Source organism: Anaeromyxobacter sp. Red801, assembly GCF_049201065.2.
Lineage (GTDB): Bacteria > Myxococcota > Myxococcia > Myxococcales > Anaeromyxobacteraceae > Anaeromyxobacter.
The window spans coordinates 4243380-4263590 of the sequence record NZ_CM181236.1; the positions used below are offsets into that span (position 1 = coordinate 4243380).

The 20211-nt window shown below is 74.1% G+C and carries 23 protein-coding genes; 14 read left to right on the top strand and 9 right to left on the bottom strand.

Going from position 1 to position 20211, the window contains the following annotated elements; all coding sequences use genetic code 11:
- The first annotated feature begins 63 nt into the window (after positions 1–63).
- The 3 genes from ACOQFB_RS19540 (at position 64) to ACOQFB_RS19550 (ending at position 4460) form a co-directional block, all read left to right on the top strand.
- Positions 64–1050 (top strand): AAA family ATPase, encoded by a 987-nt coding sequence (locus ACOQFB_RS19540; protein ID WP_421609602.1) that lies wholly within the window; start codon positions 64–66, stop codon positions 1048–1050.
- A gap of 117 nt (positions 1051–1167) precedes the next feature.
- Positions 1168–3516 carry a S8 family peptidase gene (locus ACOQFB_RS19545; RefSeq protein WP_421609603.1) on the top strand — a complete coding sequence of 783 codons (2349 nt, stop codon included), beginning with the start codon at positions 1168–1170 and terminating at the stop codon, positions 3514–3516.
- Positions 3517–3542: 26 nt separating this feature from the next.
- Positions 3543–4460, top strand: coding sequence for a hypothetical protein (locus tag ACOQFB_RS19550; RefSeq protein ID WP_421609604.1), 918 nt, complete (start codon positions 3543–3545; stop codon positions 4458–4460).
- Here the strand turns inward: ACOQFB_RS19550 and ACOQFB_RS19555 are convergent.
- Positions 4416–4553 (bottom strand): hypothetical protein, encoded by a 138-nt coding sequence (locus tag ACOQFB_RS19555; protein ID WP_494492592.1) that lies wholly within the window; start codon positions 4551–4553, stop codon positions 4416–4418. The two genes, ACOQFB_RS19550 and ACOQFB_RS19555, sit on opposite strands and share 45 nt — an antisense overlap.
- 640 nt (positions 4554–5193) lie before the next feature.
- On the opposite strand from ACOQFB_RS19555, the gene ACOQFB_RS19560 reads away from it, so the two are divergent.
- From ACOQFB_RS19560 to ACOQFB_RS19575, 4 genes are all read left to right on the top strand, one after another.
- The gene (locus ACOQFB_RS19560) at positions 5194–5409 is read left to right on the top strand and encodes a hypothetical protein (protein WP_421609606.1); all 216 of its coding nucleotides are present in this window, start codon (positions 5194–5196) and stop codon (positions 5407–5409) included.
- A 163-nt stretch (positions 5410–5572) separates the two neighbouring features.
- Complete coding sequence (locus ACOQFB_RS19565; protein ID WP_059436941.1) at positions 5573–6457, top strand: sigma-70 family RNA polymerase sigma factor; 885 nt, start codon at positions 5573–5575, stop codon at positions 6455–6457.
- 78 nt (positions 6458–6535) lie between these two features.
- A complete protein-coding gene (locus ACOQFB_RS19570; protein WP_421609607.1) occupies positions 6536–7081 on the top strand; it encodes a DoxX family protein in 546 nt (181 codons plus the stop codon).
- 138 nt (positions 7082–7219) lie between these two features.
- Positions 7220–7576 (top strand): hypothetical protein, encoded by a 357-nt coding sequence (locus ACOQFB_RS19575; protein ID WP_494492329.1) that lies wholly within the window; start codon positions 7220–7222, stop codon positions 7574–7576.
- Positions 7577–8149: 573 nt separating this feature from the next.
- Here the strand turns inward: ACOQFB_RS19575 and ACOQFB_RS19580 are convergent.
- From ACOQFB_RS19580 to bla, 3 genes are read right to left on the bottom strand one after another with little or no spacing between them, the layout of a single operon-like run.
- Complete coding sequence (locus ACOQFB_RS19580) at positions 8150–8758, bottom strand: DUF4304 domain-containing protein (RefSeq protein ID WP_059436944.1); 609 nt, start codon at positions 8756–8758, stop codon at positions 8150–8152.
- Between the two features lie 16 nt (positions 8759–8774).
- Positions 8775–9266, bottom strand: coding sequence for a DUF6933 domain-containing protein (locus ACOQFB_RS19585; protein ID WP_059436945.1), 492 nt, complete (start codon positions 9264–9266; stop codon positions 8775–8777).
- 43 nt (positions 9267–9309) lie between these two features.
- Complete coding sequence (gene bla, locus ACOQFB_RS19590; protein ID WP_421609609.1) at positions 9310–10092, bottom strand: subclass B1 metallo-beta-lactamase; 783 nt, start codon at positions 10090–10092, stop codon at positions 9310–9312.
- A 123-nt stretch (positions 10093–10215) separates the two neighbouring features.
- Here bla and ACOQFB_RS19595 point away from each other — a divergent pair, with 123 nt between their 5' ends.
- Both ACOQFB_RS19595 and ACOQFB_RS19600 read left to right on the top strand, forming a co-directional pair.
- Positions 10216–11139, top strand: a complete 924-nt coding sequence (locus tag ACOQFB_RS19595) for a LysR substrate-binding domain-containing protein (RefSeq protein ID WP_421609610.1) — start codon at positions 10216–10218, stop codon at positions 11137–11139.
- A gap of 76 nt (positions 11140–11215) precedes the next feature.
- The gene (locus ACOQFB_RS19600; RefSeq protein ID WP_059436949.1) at positions 11216–12202 is read left to right on the top strand and encodes a YeiH family protein; all 987 of its coding nucleotides are present in this window, start codon (positions 11216–11218) and stop codon (positions 12200–12202) included.
- A gap of 16 nt (positions 12203–12218) precedes the next feature.
- Here the strand turns inward: ACOQFB_RS19600 and ACOQFB_RS19605 are convergent, their stop codons facing one another.
- Positions 12219–12644 (bottom strand): ribosome-binding factor A, encoded by a 426-nt coding sequence (locus ACOQFB_RS19605; protein ID WP_059436950.1) that lies wholly within the window; start codon positions 12642–12644, stop codon positions 12219–12221.
- A 314-nt stretch (positions 12645–12958) separates the two neighbouring features.
- On the opposite strand from ACOQFB_RS19605, the gene ACOQFB_RS19610 reads away from it, so the two are divergent.
- On the top strand, positions 12959–13600 hold the full coding sequence (locus ACOQFB_RS19610) for an alpha/beta fold hydrolase (protein WP_059436951.1): 642 nt from the start codon (positions 12959–12961) through the stop codon (positions 13598–13600).
- Here the strand turns inward: ACOQFB_RS19610 and ACOQFB_RS19615 are convergent.
- The 3 genes from ACOQFB_RS19615 to ACOQFB_RS19625 all read right to left on the bottom strand — a co-directional run bounded on the left by ACOQFB_RS19615 (position 13597) and on the right by ACOQFB_RS19625 (position 15514).
- Complete coding sequence (locus tag ACOQFB_RS19615; protein ID WP_059436952.1) at positions 13597–14175, bottom strand: DJ-1/PfpI family protein; 579 nt, start codon at positions 14173–14175, stop codon at positions 13597–13599. The two genes, ACOQFB_RS19610 and ACOQFB_RS19615, sit on opposite strands and share 4 nt — an antisense overlap.
- Before the next feature lie 125 nt (positions 14176–14300).
- Entirely contained in the window at positions 14301–14873 is a 573-nt protein-coding gene (locus ACOQFB_RS19620; RefSeq protein ID WP_494492330.1) for a hypothetical protein, read from the bottom strand.
- Positions 14874–14935: 62 nt separating this feature from the next.
- Entirely contained in the window at positions 14936–15514 is a 579-nt protein-coding gene (locus ACOQFB_RS19625; RefSeq protein WP_494492331.1) for a hypothetical protein, read from the bottom strand.
- A 176-nt stretch (positions 15515–15690) separates the two neighbouring features.
- Here ACOQFB_RS19625 and ACOQFB_RS19630 point away from each other — a divergent pair, with 176 nt between their 5' ends.
- Both ACOQFB_RS19630 and ACOQFB_RS19635 read left to right on the top strand, forming a co-directional pair.
- On the top strand, positions 15691–16938 hold the full coding sequence (locus ACOQFB_RS19630) for a helix-turn-helix domain-containing protein (protein WP_421609612.1): 1248 nt from the start codon (positions 15691–15693) through the stop codon (positions 16936–16938).
- Positions 16935–17672: a Vgb family protein gene (locus ACOQFB_RS19635; RefSeq protein ID WP_059436809.1), complete on the top strand. Its 738-nt coding sequence runs from the start codon at positions 16935–16937 to the stop codon at positions 17670–17672. The genes ACOQFB_RS19630 and ACOQFB_RS19635 overlap by 4 nt, the downstream gene beginning before the upstream one ends.
- Here the strand turns inward: ACOQFB_RS19635 and ACOQFB_RS19640 are convergent.
- Positions 17669–18610, bottom strand: a complete 942-nt coding sequence (locus tag ACOQFB_RS19640) for a LysR family transcriptional regulator (RefSeq protein ID WP_059436810.1) — start codon at positions 18608–18610, stop codon at positions 17669–17671. The genes ACOQFB_RS19635 and ACOQFB_RS19640 overlap by 4 nt on opposite strands.
- 249 nt (positions 18611–18859) lie before the next feature.
- Between ACOQFB_RS19640 and ACOQFB_RS19645 the strand changes: the two genes are divergently transcribed.
- Positions 18860–19045: a hypothetical protein gene (locus tag ACOQFB_RS19645; protein ID WP_237757848.1), complete on the top strand. Its 186-nt coding sequence runs from the start codon at positions 18860–18862 to the stop codon at positions 19043–19045.
- Positions 19046–19135: 90 nt separating this feature from the next.
- Positions 19136–20137 (top strand): prenyltransferase, encoded by a 1002-nt coding sequence (locus ACOQFB_RS19650; protein ID WP_237757849.1) that lies wholly within the window; start codon positions 19136–19138, stop codon positions 20135–20137.
- The last annotated feature ends 74 nt before the right edge of the window (positions 20138–20211 follow it).

A 20211-nucleotide genomic window follows, 5' to 3' on the forward strand; every position in this document is an offset into this window, starting at 1 on the left:
TGTCGGTCACCCGCGGTATCGTCTGGCTCGGCCGCCCGGTAGCGGGCTCGGGGGACCTCGGACGTGGCGACAGCTGAACAGCTTAAGGCGCTCGTTCGGAGCTTTGGCGAGGGCGACCAGGCGACCTTCCTTGCGGTCGCCATGCAGGTCGCTGCGTACGCGGCGCGCCAGGGCCACGGCAAGCTTGCCGAGGAACTTCGCGCGGCGATCGACGAGGTCAAGGCCAGAGGCGCCGTCCTCCCCCGCAGGCACGAGCCCCCCACCCCCCTCGTCCAGCCACGCGGCGAACTCGCCGGCATTCTGTCCGTTGCGTATCCGAAGACGCGGCTCAGTGAGATGGTTCTCGATGCGTCCGTTCGCCGGAAGCTCGACCGCGTCCTGAAGGAGCATCGGCAGTCGTCGAAGCTCCAGGCGCATGGCCTCGCACCGCGGCATCGCCTCCTCCTCGTCGGTCCGCCGGGAAGCGGGAAGACGATGACGGCCGCGGCGCTCGCCGGAGAGATGAACCTTCCGCTGTTCACGATCCAGCTGGACGGCGTAATCACGAAGTTCATGGGCGAGACGGCCGCCAAGCTCCGGCTCGTATTCGACGCGATTCGCACCACGCGCGGCGTGTACCTGTTCGACGAGTTCGACGCCATCGGCGGTCGCCGGACGGCATCGAACGACGTTGGCGAGATCCGGCGCGTGCTCAACTCCTTCCTGCTGTTCCTCGAGCAGGAGCGGTCCGACAGCCTCGTTGTCGCGGCGACGAATCACCCCGACCTATTGGATCGAGCGCTATTCAGACGGTTCGACGACGTCGTCGAGTACGGAGCGCCGGAGGGCGCTGCCATCGACCGCGCCATCCGAGCGAAGCTCGGCGCATTCGACATTACCGGCCTGAGCTGGCCTCGCGTTCGCACCGCGGCACGAGGGCTCAGCTACGCCGAGATCGCGAAGGCGTGCGAGGACGCTTTGAAGGAAGCGGTCCTGGCCGACGGCCGGAACGTCTCCACGCAGTCGCTCGTTGAGGCGTTTCGCGAACGACGCAGGACCCGACGAAAGTAGGTCCGTCGGCCGAGGGGGGCCGTGGCCAAACCGAGAATTCGCCGACATCTCTTCGTTAGAGACGCTCCGAAGACGGAGCGTTTCACGTCTGTGCATGGGGGCGGGGGGAAGCGGCGGGTGAAGGCACAGGATCGCGGCGCTCACGCGCGCGACCTGAAGACGGAACTCGACGCCGCGACTGCGGCGGCGGAAGAGGCAGACCGCCCCATCCGGATCGACTTTCAAAGCGAACCCGGGTTCGAGCTTGCCCTCGCGAGCCTCGACTCGACGCGGCCCGGCACCTACGAGCTGCTGTCGGTCCGGCACGATGGCGACGTGACGATCGCGACGGTCCTGATCGAGCGGAAGGGAATCAAGCACTTCAGAAAGGCGATCGAGGAGTACGCGGCGAAGGACACGCGGAAGGGCCTGCCGGCACGCGAGCAGCTGGTCGCAAACATCGCGGCGATCCGCCGGGCATCCGTGCAGTCCATATGGACGGATGAAGGCTCGCCGTTCCCATCGCATGGGGAGGCGATCTGGTGGGAAGCGTGGCTCCGCCGCCGCGCGGGAGCGGTCGATGGTTTCCGGGTTCGCGCCATCGAGCAGGGACTGCGGCCCGGTCCTCGAACACTGGCTTTCATCGACCGGCTCGTCACTACGGTTTACGGCACCATCCAACAGATGGGCGCTCTGTTCGAGGAGGATGACGCCCTCGCCGAGCTCAGACGCGCGAAGGAACTCTCGACGGAGTTTCTGAGCCTCACGCCGCGTGAACAGGCCGAATGGGCGCGAGATCTAAGGCGCAGAATGGTCCTCCCGGGCTCCGACGCGCCTGTCGTGTGTCTCCTCGATACTGGGGTCAACCGCGGGCACATCCTCCTGGAACCGCTCTTGGACGAGAGGTCTACGTTGACCTGCAACGGGCAATGGGGCGCGAACGACCACGACGGCCACGGAACGGAGATGGCTGGCCTGGGAGGGTTCGGAGACCTTGCACCGCTTCTGCTGTCTGGCGGCCCCGTTCCGATCGGTCACCGGCTCGAGAGCGTAAAGATCCTTCCTCCTGCCGGTGACAACGAGCGGGACGTCTACGGCGCCATCACTCAGGAGGCCGTGGCACGAGCAGAGGCCGCAAACCCGAACCGTGCTCGGGCCGTATGCCTCACCGTGACGACCCGAGACGGCCGCGACCGCGGAAAGCCTTCCTCATGGTCCGCCGCGATCGATCAGTTCTCCGCCGGGGGGCTCGATGATCAGCGGCGCCTGTTTTGCGTTTCCGCGGGGAACGCGGACGTCGATGACGCGGTGAACTACCCGACGAGCAACGAGACCGACTCGATTCACGACCCCGGGCAGTCGTGGAACGCCATCACGGTGGGCGCGCTCGCCGACCGCGTCGACATCACAGAGCCCGAGTTCCACGGCTGGTCCGCGGTGGCGCCAGCCGGTGATCTGGGACCCTGCAGCACGACGTCATCGACGTGGCCTGCGCAAAGGCGTTGGCCGATCAAGCCCGAGATCCTGATGCCGGGAGGCAACGTCGCGATAAGCCCGGACCGGACCATCGTGGACGCGACGAACAGCCTGTCACTCCTGACGACGCACTGGATGCCCGTCGAGCGACAGTTCACGACCGCTGGGGACACGAGCGCCGCCGCTGCCCTTGCGGCGCGCCTCGCTGCGCGCATCCATGCGGACTACCGTCAGCTCTGGCCCGAGACGGTTCGCGGCCTGATCGTCCACGCCGCCGAGTGGACCGAGGCAATGCGACGGCGATTTCCCGCCAAGGGCGACGTCGAGAAGCGGCTCAGGTTGTACGGGTTCGGTGTCCCCGACGAAGCTGCCGCGGTTCGAAGCGCCGATGACGCGCTGACACTCATCGCGCAGAACACGATCCAGCCCTTCATGAAAGAGAAGAAGGGCAAGAGCACACGGTTCGTCACCGCCGATATGCACGTTCATCGGCTGCCATGGCCGACGGACGTTCTCACCGAACTCGGAGAGCGCGACGTGGAGCTCCGCGTGACGCTCTCCTATTTCGTCGAGCCAAGCCCCGGTGAGCGGGGATGGAAGCAGAGGCACCGGTACGCGTCGCACGGCCTCAGGTTCGAGCTCAAGACCGCCACCGAAACGTTCGAGCAGTTCCGAACTCGCATCAACCGCGCGGCACGCGCGGACGATGAGAAGCCTACGAGCAAGGGTGACCAACGCGGTTGGACGCTTGGTCCCGACCTGCGCACCGCGGGGTCGATTCACTCCGACACGTGGACCGGCCCTGCGATCGACCTCGCGCGCCGCAGCGCGATCGCCGTCTACCCCGCAATCGGTTGGTGGCGGGAACGGCATCACCTAGGTCGATGGAACAAGCAGACGAGGTACTCCCTCGTGGTCTCGATCCGGACGCCCGGCATCGAGACGGACATCTACACGCCTGTCGCCGTGCAACTCGGGATTCCGATCGCGACCGGGATCGTCACGCGGTAAGGCATCAGAGCCGAAGGACCATTCGCATGCCCGCTGGCACCATTCTCGAACGATGGCGCACAAGCCGCCGTCAAGCGCGGTTTCGGATCCTCACGGAGTGGCGTGAGGAGCTCAACGGCTTCGAGCGGGACCTCCTGGTTCCTGAGGTCCGCAGTCGACTGGAACTGATGCTGAAGTACTTTGAGAAGTTAGTCGCGGACTGCGAGGAGCAAAGGGGCAGTGCGGAATGGGCGGCCCTTGTTGACTCGCTCTTGAACCCGCCCGGGTCGGACCCTCGTGGACATCGCAGAGCTTCGGCGGAGATGTACTTCGGCGCGCTGATACCGCAGTTGCAGTCGAACTACATCGACCCTATCAAGGCAGTGCTGCCGCAGCTTGATCGCATTGAAACGTTCAAGACTCTGGGGGCGGCGCTCAACGAAGTGAACCTCATCTGCGAATCGGTCACGGGCGTCCATGAACTACTGTTGAAGTTCAAGATGCGTGGCATTGCGATCGTACGCGACATCGCTACGGGTGAGGCCGTAGTGCAGCCACCGCGCGAACTGCATCTCATCATGCTCCCGTTCGAGCAGATCTTGGGTCAGCTTGTAATGCTCGCCTCGTCGACCGCTGACTCGCTGAAGAGCTGGCGAAACGGAGAAGCACAGGCGAAACCCAAATTTCTTGAGCTTGAGAATGCGCGGACAAGTTTGGCGAACAACACCCGCGTGCTCTGGGTGAACATCGCCACGGTGCTCGTTGCCATAGCCTTGTCGGCCTTCTTCCTTGTCGCTGGGGATCCATTCGCACTCGCGAAGACGAACCGCGTTCTGAAATCGGATCTTGCCGCTGCACAAGCTGAACAGAATCGACTCGCGTCCGAGCTCGCTACCGTTCGCGCTGCCCAGTCGCTGCAGCTAACTCCGTCCGCCACGCCGAGTGCCGCCGACCCGAAGCCCTGACCTCCGGCTCGCCAGGAGTTCGGCTACTGCACGTGCCGGAACGCGAATGACGTTGAGGACTCTCTGGCGAGAGAGTGCGCCTGACGCGCACATCTTGTAGACAGTCGCCGTCGAGACCCTCAGCGAGCGCGCTACCTCCCGGACCGTCAGAAGCGCATCTGATTCGCGGATGGCTTCGTGACCGGGTAGCAAGCGGGTAGCAAAATGCCTGAAACGCGGGTCGGCGGGGTGGGACGGCTGGACGTCAGGCCGGTCCCCCGCTCCAGCATCTCCAAGGCCTTGCGAACCGCTGTGAACGCCTGGAGCAAGAGGGGATCCGTTTCCCAAGCTGAGGCTCGCCGGTTCGAATCCGGTTTCCCGCTCCAACCTTCGATGGACCGAACGCCCGGCGACCCCGGGCGTTTCGTCTTTCTGGCGACACCAGGGTACGGTGTGCACTGCGGGTCGAAGCCGAGCCCGCCGCAAGCGAACCCGATGCGCGACCGATGATGAACCTCCTCCCCTTCGCCCGCGCCGAGCTTCGATCGACCTCGACGCCCGAGGAGGTGACGGCGCGGGTCGCGGAGATCGTGACGCAGGGGCACTGGGCGCCACAGCGCCCGCTCCGCGGGAGGATCCAGAGGCGACGGCTCGAGCTCGTGCGAAACATCGCCCGCACGCACGCCGTGGTCCTCGGTGAGATCGAGGGCGCAGGGGCTGGCTCCGTCGTCCACCTCCGCTTCCGCCTTCGCTGGTGGCTCGCCGCGATCCTGGCACCTGGTTCGCGTTCTTCTCGTATGCGGCCGCGGCGAACCTGCGCTGGCTCGCATCCGGTGTCGCGGGGATCGTCCTCGCGCTCGCGGCCGGGGCCGTGACCGTCGGCTTCGCCGCCGCCCTGCTCACGGCGCCGTTCCGGCGCGACGTCCGGGCGATCCTCGAGGCGCTGCGGGACGCGGTCGAGCGCGGCTGAGCCACGCCTCGGGGAATCAGCCCCGCCTGCCGCGCCCAGACGCGAAGGGCATCCCGCCCCCGTCGTCGCGAGCACGATCCGCCTGGCCTCGTTGCGCCTGCCCCGCCCGGACCCGCGCGCCCGCTGCGCGTCACGCTTCGGGCGGCTACGTCGTCTCCCCGGGATGACCGACACGGGGGAGACCTTCGAGGCGCAGCGCCCCGCCCTGCTCGCGCTCGCCTACCGGATGCTCGGCGAGCTGGCGCGCGCCGAGGACGTGGTGCAGGAGGCATGGATCCGGTGGCAGCGGCGCCCGGGCGAGGTCGACTCCCCGAAGGCGTTCCTGCTCACCACGGTCGCGCGGCTGTGCCTCGACGAACTCGGCTCGGCCCGCGCGCGGCGCGAGGAGAGCCGCAGCGATCGCTTGCCGGAGCCGGTGGAGCTCGATCGCGCCGGCCTCGGGCGCGTGGAGCTGCTCGACCGGATCTCGATGGCGTTCCTGGTCCTCCTGCAGCGCCTCACGGCCGCCGAGCGCGCCGTGCTGCTGCTGCACGACGTGTTCGACATGACGCACGCCGAGATCGCGGCGCGGCTCGAGAAGAGCGAGCCGGCGTGCCGCCAGCTCCTGCGGCGGGCGAGAGAGAACGTCGCCACGGAGCGCCGCACGCTCCGGACGTCGCGGGACGAGCACCAGCGGCTCCTCGCGGCCTTCATGGAGGCGAGCGCGCGCGGCGATCAGGGCGCGCTGCTCGACCTGCTCGCGGAGGACGCCGTCCTCGTCGCCGACGCGGGTCCCGGCGTGGTGCGCTACGGGCGCATCCGGAACGTCGGACGGCCCGTGGTCGGCGGGCTCAAGGTCGCGGCGCTGCTCGCGTCCGTCGCGCGGCAGCGGGTCGGGCCGCCGCTCGAGCTGCGCGAGCGCACGCTCAACGGCGAGCCGGCCGCGGTGGCGTTCGAGGGCGGGCGCCCGGTATCCGCGATCCTGCTCGGGGTCGCCGAGGGGAAGGTCCGGCACGTGTACCTCCAGGCAGACCCGGAGCGGCTCCGGCATGTCGGCTCGCTCGACTGAGCGGCGCCGCGTCACGCTCCGCGGGGCTGCGTCGTCTCCGCGGCAAACCCAGCATGGAGGTTTGCCCAGATGACGGTGATGCCCTCGACTGCCGAAGCAGCCTCGCGCTCCGCGCCCCGCGGCGCGCGGCGCGCGGCGCTCGCGTACTGGATCAGCACCGGCCTGGTCTGTGCGGTGATGGTGTTCAGCGTCCTGTCGTTCACGTTCTACGACCACTTCCCCTTCCCGAATGGCAAGGAGGGCGCGTTCGTCCACCTCGGGCTGCCCCCGTACTTCAAGGTGGAGCTCACGATCGCGAAGGCGCTCGGCGTGCTCGCGCTGCTCGTCCCCGGCGTGCCGCGCAAGATCCGGGAGTTCGCGTACTTCGGGTTCGGCCTCACGCTCCTCTCCGCCGCCGTCGCGCACTTCTCGGTGGGCGACGCCCGGCTCAGCCCGCTCTACGTGCTCGACCCCCTGCTGTTCCTCGGGTGCCTCACCGTGTCCTACGCCGGGTTCCTCCGCGGCGGGCCCGAGGCGTTTCGCGGCCCCTCCGCGCAGCCGAGCGTCGAGTCGAACGGCGCCGCGACTGTCCGCTCCGTCCGCGTGGCACGCCCGCCTCCGCCCAGCGAGGCCTCGCCGAGGTGACGCGCTCCGGGTGAAGGGGTGTGCCGATCCGCGGCTCAGCCACCGCCCGCACGCTTCACGAAGGGTTCCGTCGGCACGCGGGAGTCCCTTCGCTGTACTCTCGGCGCCATGCCTCACCTCTTGCCCGTCCCGTATCTCGTGGCGCTCGGGATCCTCGTCGTCGGAGTCGCGCTCGGTGGCGCGCTCACGCAGCCGCGCTGGCCCCGGGCGGCAGGATTCCTGGCCGCGATCCTCGTGGCGTCGTTCGTGGCCCTCGCCGCCACCGCGACGGCGCTCGGCTGGCAGAAGGCAGGCTGGCTCGGTGAACGGCTGGTCCCGGACCTCGCCGCGGTGGGACTTCCCCTCGTCCCGGTGCTGGCGACGCTGGCGGTGTTCCGTCGCGCAAGAGCGCCCGTCCGGATCGCCTTCGCCCTCGCGCTCGGCGCGGCCGGGCTCTCGTATGCCGGGATGGCGGCCGTGGCCACTGCCTGCTTCGTGATCGGCGATTGCCTTTGACGTGCACGGGATCGCCTTCCCGGCGATCCCGTTCGCCTCTTCCCGAACGGCAAGCAGGGCGCGTGCGTCCACCCCGGACTGCCGCCGGAGCGAGGAGCCGAGCGCGCCGGATGACTCCGGATCGGGGGCCGTGGTCTATCTCGTTCGCGCGTCATCCTGCGAGCAGCGAGAGCGCCGCGGCGATCCGGTGCCAGCTGCATCGCTCGGCGTGGGTCCGTGCCGTGTCGAGCTCGGTCATGGCGCGCTGGCGAGCGCGGTCGGCGCGACGCCGCGCTAATGCGAGCCGAACTCCTGCAACCACGACCACGCGAGCGCGATCGTGAGACCGGCGTAGCTCACGGCGTTCATCACCCAGCTCACGTATCGCGGGTCAGGGCCCGCGGCGGCGCCGCGCGCCTCCCACCTGCGGCGAAGCGCCGGCGCCGCCATCCGCCGCCGCGATCCCGGGGAACGCGAGGAGGCTCAGAACGGCGGGCGCGTCCCGCGCACCTCGTCCGTTCGAGCTCGCGGCCGGCACGTTCGCGCATCGCCGCTCTCGCGGAGGGAGATGGGCGAGCGCGGCTGAACCGCGCCTCAGGGAATCAGGCCAGCCTGCCGCGCCCAGAGGCGCAGCTCGCCGTGATCGGAGCCCGTCTCGCTCGCCGCGGCCACGATGCGCCTGGCCTCGTCGCGCCGCCCTGCGAGCAGGGCGAGCGCCGCGGCGACCAACCGTTCGCCGCGCCCCTCGGCGCGCGTCCGCGCCGCCTCCGGGTCGGCCATCACCCGCAGCCACGGCAACCCGTGCGCGCGCACCGCCTCGGTGAGCTCCGCCGAGACCTCGTTCCAAGACGCTCCGACCTCGAGGTCCCACCAGTGGTCGCCGCCCTGCGCCGGCATGAGGGCACCGATTCGCTCGCGGACCTGGCAGTGCACCTCGGTTGGACCGGCCGCGGCCGGCACGGCCCAGCTCCCGAGCTGCAGGATGTCGATCAACGCCGGATAGAACACCCCGAGGTTGATGGTGAACCGCAGCGCGTCCCGCGTGCTGGTCGTGCTCGATTGCACGTTCACGACGAGCACGCACCCGGGGACGGTGCTGCGGAAGGTGTGGCCTGCCTTGCGGAAGCCCTCCGCCTTCAGCATCGGCGCGAGCCCGGACCGGACCACCTCGTCGAGCAGCTGCTGCGCGGGCGTCTTCGTCATTGGCGTACCCCGTGGCTCAAACCAACCCGCTCGCGGCTGCCAGCAGCTCCCGGGTCAGGCCGTCCGGGCTGCGCATGCCGATGGGACCGCAGGGAGTCTCCGCCAGCTCCAGCGCCACCGCCGTGAGAGATCCAGGCGGCCACCGGTAGGGCATGAGCCGCAGGAACTCGTTCATCGACCCGAGCACTTGACGGCTGGCGGTCTTGCCGATCCGTGGCTCCGCCATGGACCGCACCTCGCGGTCGATCACGGCCGAGGGAACCTTCAGCTGCGCGAGGACCTCGGCCAGGGCCGGCGGGAAGCGCGCGGCCAGCGTCCGAGCTTCCCGCGCCGGGACCACCACCGGAAGCAGGGTGCGCTCGCTCACCAGCAGGACCACCTGCATCCCCGGCGCGTGGACCAGGGTTCCGTACCAGTCGCCGAGGCGCGTGGTCGGCGGCTCGCGGACCCGCTCGGTGGCGGGGCCGACGCGCTTCAGCAGCTTGCCGGTGCAGCGGAGGGTGTACACGCGCGCATCTTGTCACGGAGCGTCGGCGCGACGGCAGCCCTCCTCACCTGGCCCGCTCGCCCTCGCGGCCGTGCCCGGCCGCGTACGCCCGCGCCAGCTCCGCCGTGTGCTGCAGCAGCTCGGGACCGCACGCCGCGCCGTGGCCCGGGACGACGGTGTGCGCCTGCGGATAGCGACGCGCGGCGGCATCGGCGCCCTTCGCCCACTGCTCCGGATCGATCTCCTCGAGGTTCCCGAGCGTCGTCGCCTCCGCTGCCTTCACGAAGCACCCGCCCACGAGCAGCGCGTCCGCCGGGACCCAGACGACGAGGTTGTCGGCGGTGTGCCCGTGCCCGGGGTACCAGGTCTCGAGCTTCACGCCTGCGAGGACGAGCCGTTCCTCGGGCCGAAGCTCGCGCTCCGGCACCACCAGGCCGTGGCTCCGCGCGAGCGCACGCGTCTGCCCGAGTGCGTACGTCTCGATGCGGTTCGGCCGGGCCAGCCCGATCCCGCCCATCCGGTCGGCGTGCCAGTGGGTGACGACGAGGTGGCGCACCGGCCGGTGCAGCGTGTTCGCCGCCCACGCGAGCACGGGCGCGGTCTGCGCCTCGGTGGCCGGCGTGTCGATCAGGACCGACTCGGCGGCGCCCGCCACCAGGACCGCGTTGGACTCGACGTCCCCGAATCCTTCGATCGGGCTCACCGACCGGATGATCCAGGCGTCCCTCGCGACGGGCCGCACCCACACGCGCTGGCCGAGGTCGACCTCCGCCTCGCCGTGGGCGTGAGCGTCGGCCAGGCTCGCGACAGGGAGGACCGCCAGCGCGACGGTGAGCAAGGTTCGCATGGGCGGCGAAGCTAGCGGCCTTCGGCGCGAGCAGGAAGCGCTGAGTCGAGTCCTCCGCGGAGCACGGCGCCGCAAGCGATCCCGGCTCGGGCCAACGAAGGCCGGATCCGCTACCCTGCCCCCATGCCCCGCCTCGATCCGCGCCGCCTGCAGTCGTTCCGCGAGGTCGCGCTCGCCGGCCGCATCTCGGTGGCCGCGCGCACGCTCCACCTGTCGCCGTCCGCGCTCTCGGAGCAGGTCCGCGAGCTGGAGCGCGAGTGCGGGCGGCCGCTCCTCCTGCGCACGGCCCAGGGGGTCCACCTCACCGCGGACGGGCAGCGGCTCCTCGAGCACGCGCAGCGCGTGGACGAGGCGCTGCGCGCGGCGGAGGCGTCGATGGACCGGGAGGCGGAGGAGGGCGGCACGCTGGTGCTGGGCGCGAGCCAGACGACCGCGGCCTGGGTGGTCCCGCACCTCGTCGCGGAGCTGCGCCGCGCGCGCCCGGGCGTGGCGGTGCGCGTGGAGGTCGGCAACACCGACGCGGTCCTCGGCTGGCTCGCCAAGGGCACCGTCCCGCTCGGCCTGGTGGAGGGGCTCTCCCGCGCGCCGCACGTCCGGCTGGAGCCGTTCGCGCGGGACGAGCTCGTCGCGGCGGCGTCGAGCGCGGCGCCGGCCGAGATCCTGCGGCTGCGCCGCGTCGCCGACCTGGACCGCGTGCCCATCGTGTGGCGGGAGGTCGGCTCGGGCACGCGCGCGGTGGTGGAGAAGGCGCTCCGGCGCGCGGGCGTCCGCCGGACGCGGCGCCACGCCGACCTCGAGCTCGGGACGAACGACGCGGTGAAGGCGGCGGTCCAGCTCGGCCTGGGCCTGGGCTTCCTGTCGCGCTGGGCGATCCGCACCGAGCTCGCCACGGGAGCGCTGCGCGCGATCCCGCTCGACGGCCTCCACATCGAGCGCGCGTTCTCGTGGGCGCTGCCGGCCGGCGGGGTGTCCGGGATCGCCGGCCGCTTCCTGCGCGAGGCGCAGCGGCTCGCGGCCGGGGCGGCGCGGCCGGCCTGGTTCCCGTGAGGCCGGCGGCGCCGCCGATGCCCCTTCGGAAATGCCGGCGGGCCTCGGCGCCGCCGAGCGGCTAGGTTCCCGCCGCATGGAACGGCCCACCCCCGAACCCCGCACCTCGCCGCCCCGGTCGATCGCGTCCTTCCTCGTGCCGGCCCTGGGCCTGGCCTGCGTCGCCGTCCCGCACGTCTCCCCGGCGCTCGCGCTCACCGCCGGCGTCGCGCTCGCGCTCTCCACCGGGAACCCGTACGCCCCCGCCACGCGCGCGCTGGCCCGCCGGCTCCTGCCGCTCTCGGTGGTGGCGCTCGGCGGCGCCATGGACCTCCGCGTGGTCGCGCACGTCGGCGCGCGCGGCGTGGGCTACACGTTCGTCAGCATCGCCGCGTGCCTGGCCCTGGGCGCGCTCCTCGCCCGCGCCGCGCGGGTGGAGGCGCGCACCGCGGCGCTCATCTCGGTCGGCACCGCCATCTGCGGGGGGAGCGCCATCGCCGCGGTCGCGCCGGTGGTCGGGGCGGACGAGCACGAAACCTCGATCGCGCTCGGCGCGGTGTTCCTGCTCAACTCGGCCGCGCTGCTCGTGTTCCCGCTGGTGGGCCACGCCGCCGGCCTGGCCGAGCCGGCGTTCGGCCTGTGGGCGGCGCTCGGCATCCACGACACGAGCTCGGTGGTGGGCGCCACGCTCGCGTACGGCCCGCAGGCGCTCGCGGTGGGGACGACCGTGAAGCTGGCCCGCGCGCTCTGGATCGTGCCGGTGACGCTCGCCATCGCGATCGTGGCGCGGCGCGCGCGCGGCGGCGGGGCGGCGACCTCGGCGCGCCCGCCCTGGTTCATCCTCGGCTTCGTGGCGGTGGCCGCGCTCGCGACCTTCCTGCCCGTCCTGCGTCCCGCCGGGCTGCTCGCCGCCGAGGCCGGGCGCCGCGCCCTGGTGCTGACGCTCTTCCTGGTGGGCCTCGGGCTCTCCCGCCAGGCGCTGCGCTCGGTCGGGGCGGGCGCCCTCGCGATGGCGGTCGCGCTCTGGATCGCGGTCGGGACCGCCACGCTCGCCGCCGTGCGGGGCGGCCTCGTGCACCTCTGAAGCGGGCACCACGGGATCACGCCGCCCCGGCCCGCGCCGCGCGCGGCACCTCGCGGACGCGCTCGAGCGCGAACGTGAGCGAGGGCAGCGTGGGCAGCTCGATCACCTCGGCGAGCCGGGCGCGCAGGAGCGGCGCGGCGCGGGCAAGCGCCTCGGCCGCCTCGCGCTCCGCGCCGGGTCCGTCGCCGCGCAGCACCTCGAGCGCGTACCCGATGCGCGCCTCCGCGCCCTCGGACGAGAGGCGGAGCGCGACGAGGTCGACGCCCTGGAGCCCGGGATCGGTGGACTCCTCGCGCACCACCGAGCGGAACAGGGCGAGGAGGATGCGCTCCAGCCGCTGGGCGCGGAGCGCGGCAGCGTCCGCCGCAGACGCGGCGGGCTGCGGGTCGGACGAGGTGGCGCGCGCGGGCGCGCCGGGACGGTTCGGGCGTTCTGGGGTCATCACGACGGGTTCCTGGCGCGCGCTCCCGCGGGAGCGCGGTCGCGTGGACGTGCCTGGGCGCAGCGCTTCGGAGGAGAGCGCGCGCAGCGAGAGCCGGTCGTGGACGATCGATCGGGTCGGCTAGGCGCGCTCCGAGGGACATCCCGGGCGGGCGACGAGCTCCAGCTTCATGGGACACCTCCTCCGGCGCGAACACCGAGCGTGAGAAGGGCGGACGGATACCTCACGGCTGGGCGGGCGTCAAGCGCGCCTTGACGATGCGTCGCCTCGCCGCGAGGGCGCGGGCGCGAACGCGCGGCTACATTCGCGTGGCGATGATCACGCCCTCGCTCGTGTTCCTCCCCGGCGCCGGCGGCCGGGCCGCCTTCTGGGCCCCGGTCGCGGAGCGGCTCGCCGATCTCGGCCCGCCGCGCTGCCTCGACTACCCGGGCTTCGGCGGCTGCCCGCCGGACCCGGCGATCCGCTCCACCGGCGACCTCTTCGGCTGGGTGCTGGCGCAGCTGCCGCCGGGAAGGAGCCATGTGATCGCGCAGTCGATGGGCGGCGCGCTGGCGGTGCGGCTCGCCCTCGAGCACCCGGAGCGCGTCGAGCGGCTCGTCCTGGTCGCGACCTCGGGCGGCGTGGACCTGCGCGGCACCGGCGCCGCCGACTGGAGGCCGGACTACCTGGCGTCGCTGCCGGGCGTGCCGCGCTGGTTCGTGGACGACCGGAGCGATCACACGGCGCGGCTCTCCGAGCTCGCCGCGCCCACGCTGCTCCTGTGGAGCGACGCCGACCCGGTGAGCCCGCTCGCCGTCGGGCGCCTGCTCGAGGCGCGGATCCCGGGCGCCGCGCTGCGCATCTTCCCGGGCGGCACCCACGCGTTCGCGCAGGAGCGGCCGGACGAGGTGGCGGCCGCGATCCGCGCGCACCTCGCCGGCGCCCCGACGCCGCCCCTGAGCGACGCGGGCGGCTAGAGGGTGATCCGCGTCCCGAGGACCTGGAGGAACTTCGCGATCCAGTCCGGGTGCGCCGGCCAGGCGGGCGCGGTCACGAGGTTCCGGTCCACCGCCGCCTTGTCGATCGCGATCTCGGCGTACTCGCCGCCGGCCAGCCGCACCTCGGGCGCGCAGGCGGGGTACGCGGAGACGAGCCGGCCCTTCACCACCCCCGCGGCGGCGAGCAGCTGCGCCCCGTGGCAGATGGCGGCGATGGGCTTCGCCGCCTCGGCGAAGTGGCGGACCACCTCGATCACGCGCGCGTCGAGCCGGAGGTACTCGGGCGCGCGGCCGCCGGGGATGCAGAGCGCGTCGTACTCCTGCGGCCGCGCCTCGTCGAACGTGGCGTTCAGCGCGAAGTCGTGGCCGCGCTTCTCGCTGTACGTCTGGTCGCCCTCGAAGTCGTGGATGGCGGTGCGCACCTTCTCGCCCGCCTTCTTGCCCGGGCAGGCGGCGTGGACGGTGTGCCCCACCGCCTGCAGCGCCTGGAACGGCACCATCACCTCGTAGTCCTCGACGTAGTCCCCGACCAGCATCAGGATCTTCTTCGCCATGGCTCGCCTCCTCGTGCGTGGCCGCATAGCCGCGGGGGCGGCGCGGATCAACGCAGTGAGGGGGTGTGGCGAGGGTGCTACCGGGCGCGGCCCGGCGGGGCGCCGGGCCGGGTCCGCGGGCGCGGTCAGTCGCAGAGGTCCACGACGAACCAGCGCGCGCCGAGCGCGCCGGGCCGCAGGTGCGTGCAGACGACGTCGCCGACCTCGACCTCGCCGTACAGCTCCGCGCCCACGTCCACCTCCTGCGGCTCGGCGACCGGTCCCCAGGGCGGGAGCCGGAGGTCGTAGCTCGTGTGCTTGCCGCTCGAGACGTGCTTGTGCAGCACCGGGACCTCGTGGACCTCGGCCGGCGCCCGGTCGAGCAGCACGTCCGCGGCGTTGAGCGCCCCCCACGGATACGGGGCCACGAGCGCGAGGATCAGGACGGGCACGAACCAGCGCCGCCGGAGCGCCGCGTCGCCCCGCACCAGCAGGGCGGTGAGCGCCACCGCGCCGACGGCGCTCCACCCGAGCACCCGCGAGACGTCCACCACCTGGTAGTCGAGCAGGGCGCGGAGCATGAGCACCATGCCCGGCCCGAAGACGGGCACCCCCACGCCCGGCCGGACCTCGTTGCGCTTCTCCTCCACCGCGTAGCGGCCTCGGCCGGCCAGCACGAGCGCGATCGTGGCGAGCGGGATCGCGGCCAGCGCGGCCATGGCGATCGGGTACGGCCGCGGGAAGAGCAGCCCCCAGCCGCACGCGACGACGGCGACGCCCTTCAGCGCCTTCGCGGCGCGGTGCGACCGCGCGAGCGCGGCCCGACGGGCTCCTCGTCGGCGCCGAGCCCGGTCGAGGCGAGCAGCGCCGCCTCGGCGCCGGCCCGGTCGGCCGCGTCGAGATCGGGGACGGACGCGAGCCACGCGTCGAGCGCGGCGTCGCGCTCGAACAGGAAGTTCACCGTGAGCGGCTTCGCCCCGGGCTCGCGCCGCTCCAGCACGAGCTTCTCCATCCCGTACTGCAGCGGGACGGTGCGGCGCCCCGCGATCTGGTCGGTGCGCAGCCGCCGCGGCGCCCGCCCCAGCGTGATCACCTCGACGCCGTCGGCGTGCAGGAGGAAGCGCTCGACGCGCGTCGCGGCGACGAGGTACGCGCCCAGCGCGCCGAACCCGAGCGCCACGACGAGCCCCGGCGCCGGGAGCGCGCCGCGGAGCGCCGCCACCGACGCCGCCGCGGCCGCCGCGAGGCCGATCGCGCCGAGCCCCTGGTTCAGGACGCGCCAGCGCCGGGCCAGCCGGTAGGTGCGCGGCCAGACGCCGTCGCGGCGGGCGGGGATGCCGAGGTATCGGTCGGATCGCATGCGCCGCATACAGAGCATGGGGCCGCGCGCGCCGTCCACGGAGCGTGCGGGCGGCGTTCGCCCACACCGGCGCACCGCGGCGGCGCCGCGGGACACGCCGGCCGCGGCCACGGGCCGCGGGCACGCCTCGCCCGGCCCGTGGAGCGCGGGCGCGCGCCCGCTTACGATCTCGGCCCATGCCCGCGCCCCCCGCCGTCGCCGCCGCCGCCCGCGCGCTCCAGGCCGGGGATCCGCTCGCCGCGCTCCGGCAGGTGGCGCTGCGGCGCGACGCGACCGGGCTCGCGCTGCGGGGCATCGCCATGGCCCAGCTCGGCGAGCTCGACGCGGCGCGGCGGCTGCTCCGGCGGGCGGCGCGCGCGTTCGGGCCGGCGGCGCCGCTCGCCCGCGCGCGCTGCGCCACCGCGGAGGCGGAGATCGCGCTCGCCGCGCGCGGACCGGCCGGACCGCCGGGCGCGCTCGAGGACGCGGCGCGCGCGCTCGAGGCGGGCGGCGACCGGGCCAACGCGGTGCACGCCCGGCTGCTCGCGGTGCGGCGGCTCGTCCTCGCCGGCCGCGTGGCGGAGGCGGACCGCGCGCTCGGCCGGCTGGATCTGCGCGGCGCGCCGCCGGCGCTCGCGGCGGTCGCCGGGCTCGCCGCGCTCGACGTCGCGCTCCGATCCGGGCAGGGCGCGGCCGCCGCGGACGCGCACGCGCGGGCCCGGCGGGCGGCGGCGCGCGCCCGGATCCCGGCGCTCGCGGCGGAGGTGGAGCGGGCCGGCCACGCGCTGGCGAGCCCGGCCGCGCGGCTCCTCTCGGCAGGCGCGGAGCGGCCGCTCCGGCTCGACGAGGTCGAGGCGCTCCGCCGGGGCGACCGGCTGCTCGTGGACGGCTGCCGGCGCAGCGCGGGCCGGGGCGGGGCGGGGGTGGACCTGGCGCGCCGGCCGGTGCTGTTCGCGCTGCTCCGGGCGCTCGCGGAGGCCTGGCCGGGCGACGCCTCGCGCGAGGCGCTGGTGCGCCGCGCGTTCGGCGCGGCCCGCGCCAGCCCGTCGCTCCGCGGGCGGCTGCGGGTGGAGGTGGCCCGCCTGCGCCGCGCGCTCCGCGGGCTGGCGTCGGTGCGGGCCACGCCGGCGGGCTTCGCGCTCGCGCCGCGCGCGGGGGCCGGCGTGGCGGTGCTCGCGCCGCCGGCCGCGGCCGGGGACGCCGACGGCCACGCCGCGGCGCTCGCGGCCCTGCTCGCCGACGGCCAGGGCTGGTCGTCGTCGGCGCTGGCGCTCGCGCTCGGGGCCAGCCGGCGCACGGTGCAGCGCGGCCTCACGGTGCTCGCCGAGCGCGGCGCCGTCCGCGCCCTCGGCCGCGGGCGCGCGCGCCGCTGGGTCGCGGCACCCGTGAGCGGCTTCAACCCGGCGTTGCTGCTGCCGCTCCCCCGCGCTATCGGGCAGGGATGAGCCCCGGGGCGAGGAAGGGCGCCGCGCGCGCGGCGCCGCGCGAGGACGTCGGCGAGGCCGAGGTGGTGCGCGAGTACGGCCCGTTCGACGGCGCCCCGGTGCACGGCGTCAGCTTCGACGGCGAGCGCGTCTGGGCCGCGACCGGCGCGAAGCTGGTCGGGTTCGACCCGGCGAGCGGCGAGGCGGTCCGCACGCTGGAGGTCGCGTGCGACGCGGGCACCGCCTTCGACGGCCGGCACCTGTACCAGCTCGCGGGCGACCGGATCCTGCGCCTCGACCCCGCCACCGGCGCCGTCCTGGGCAGCGTGCCCGCGCCGGCGGGCGCCGGCGGCTCCGGCCTGTGCTGGGCCGAGGGGAGCCTGTGGGTCGGACGCTACGGCGAGCGCCGGATCCTGCGGGTCGATCCCGCGACCGGCGCCGTCCTGCGCACCATCGAGTCGGACCGCTTCGTCACCGGGGTGACCTGGGTGGACGGCGAGCTGTGGCACGGGACGATGGAGGGCGGCGAGAGCGAGCTGCGCCGGGTGGATCCCGAGGGCGGCGCGGTGCGGGCGCGCCTCGCCATGCCGCGCGGCGTGCTGGTGAGCGGGCTCGAGTCCGACGGCGCCGGGCTCTTCTTCTGCGGGGGCGGCGCGAGCGGCAAGGTGCGCGCGGTGCGGCGCCCCGCGCCCGCCGGCGGACGGACGGCGAGCCGGGCGCGGCGGAGCGGCCCCCGGCGCCGGCGCGGGCGCTAGGCCTGGCCGGACAGCGCCGGCCGGGCCCGCTCCACCAGGCCGTCCAGCCAGTCGATGACCGCCCGCACCCGGGGCGTGCGGCGCAGGTCGCCGTGCACGAGCAGCCAGAGCTCGTGCGGCGCCGGCTCCGGGCCCTCCAGCCGCGCCAGCGCCGGATCGCGATCGGCCACGAAGCGCGGGAGCACCGCCACCCCGAGCCCGAGCCGCGCCGCCTGGAGCAGCGCGGTGGTGCTGTTGCAGCGGAAGACGATCCGGCGCGACGGCGCGACCCGCTCCAGCCAGCGCTCCTGCGGCACGGCGGCGTGGCCCTCGTCGAGCCCGACGAACGGATCCGCCGCGAAGTCCACCGCCCGCGGCTTCCCGCCCAGCGTGGCGCGGCCGGCGTACAGCCCGTAGGCGACGTCGGAGAGCTTGCGCGTCACCAGCCCGGCGTCGCGCGGGCGGCCCATGCGGACGGCCAGGTCGGCCTCGCGCCGGGTGAGGTCGAAGGCGCGCTGGTCGGCGGCGATCTCGAGGACGAGCCCGGGGTGCCGCTCGCGCAGGACGCCCACCGCCGGGAGGAACAGGTGCGTGGCGAGGTGCGAGGCGGTGGTGAGCCGCACCGTACCGTCCAGCGCGCGGTCGCGCGTGTCGGCGTGGCGCGCGAGCGCGAGCACGTCCTGCTCCACCCGCGAGGCGAGCTCGGCCAGCTCCTGGCCGGTGGTGGTGCACGCCCAGCCCTGCGGCCCGCGCTCGAAGAGCGCCAGGCCCAGGGCGCCCTCCAGCGCCGCCACCCGGCGCGCCACGGTGTTGCGGTCCACGCCGAGCCGCCGCGCCGCGCGGGCGTGGCTCCCGGTGCGCACCAGCTCGAGGAAGAACTCGAGGTGCCCCCAGTCCAGCCCCGCGCGTTGCTGCGCGGGGCCCGCGCCCCCCTGCGCGTTCAAGCCGCGCTTCGACATCGGTACATCCTCCACGTGCCGCGCAGCCCCGCGCGGCGAGCACGAGGGAGAAACCACATGAAGTCGCGAGCGTCACCCTCCACCGCAGCGCCCTCCTGGGGCGCCCTCTGGCTGACCGGCGGCCCGCAGGCCCTCGCCCCCCGGGTCCCCCCGCCGGCGCCGCGGCCGGCGCCGGCCGGCCCTCCGGCTCCGGCACGCCTGCCCGCCGCCCGCTTCGCACGCGCCGCCCGGGGCTCGCCGGACCTCGCGGTGGGAGCGCTCCTCGCCGCGCTGTGGATCGGCCTGTGGGCCGTCTTCACGGCCGGCGTGGCCGGCGCGCTCGGCGAGGTCGCGGCGGGCTCGGGCGCGGGGTGGACCGCCTCGGCGCCCGGGACGGCCCACGCCCCGGCGGCCGCCGCGCGCCGGCCCGCGCCGCCACCGCGGGTGCGGCGGTGAGCGTCGGTCGGCGGGGGCCGGGGTCGCCCGCGGCGCCATGCCGCGCACCGCCGCCGCGCCACCGTCCCCCGGTTGATCGAAGCTGTGGGGGTGAGCACGCCATCGCCCCGTCTCCCGGGCCAACCCGAGGAGCTCGCCGCCGCCGGCGCCGTCCCTGCCGTCTCGGCGCGGAGCATCTGGGTGGACCTGCTCGTGTATCCCACGCACTCGCTCCCCACCGCCGCGCAGCCGGTGCTGGTCGGCCTGGGGCTGGCGGTGCACTTCGGGGTGCTCTCGCCCTGGCCGGCGCTGGTCGGCCTGTTCGGATCGTGGGTCATCCACGTGGCGGGGCTGTTCACCGACAACCACGAGCTGCTCCGCCTCCACCCGAAGCTCCCGGAGCACCCCGAGCTCGTCCACGCGGTGGAGACGGGCGCGCTGCGGCTCGCCACCCTGCGCCTGGCGGTGGTCGGCTGCCTGCTGCTGGCGGTGGCGACCGCGCCGTACCTCTACCGGATCGGCGGCGCGCCGGTGCTGGCGTTCGGCGTCCTCGGCGTCGTGACCAGCCTCTCCTACAACGGCGGCCCGTGGGCGTACGCGCGCCGCGGCCAGGCCGATCCGCTGTTCGTGGTGATGTTCGGCGTGGTCGGCGTGGTGGGCACGTACTTCATCCAGGCGGCCGCGGTGCAGGGCGCGCCCCAGCCGTGGCGGCTGCTCGCGTCGCTGCCGCTGCCGGTCTACCTCGTCGGCCTGCCGGTCGGCGCGCTCGTCACCGCGGTGCTGCTGGTGGACGACCTCCGCGATCACGAGTTCGACCGCGTGAAGGGCTGGCGGACCGGCGCGGTGCTCCACGGGCCCGACTTCAACCGCGTCGAGATCGCCCTCCTGCTCGCGTTCGCGTACCTCGCGCCGCTCGGCTCGTGGTTCCTGCTCGACCTCGGGCCGTGGATGCTCCTGCCGCTCGCCTCGGCGCCCCTGGCGATCGGCGCGCTCCGGACGCTCTTCACCGTGCGCGAGCGCGTGCGCCTCATCCCGCTCACGCCGCGGATGGCGCGCGTCGGGCTCGTCTACTCCGCCCTGCTCGGCCTCGCGCTGGCGCTCGCGCCGCGGTGAGGCGGGCCCCGGGCGCGCACCTTCGTCACGTCCCTGACGCCGCGCCCGCGACGCGCTCGATCCGTCGCCGCGAC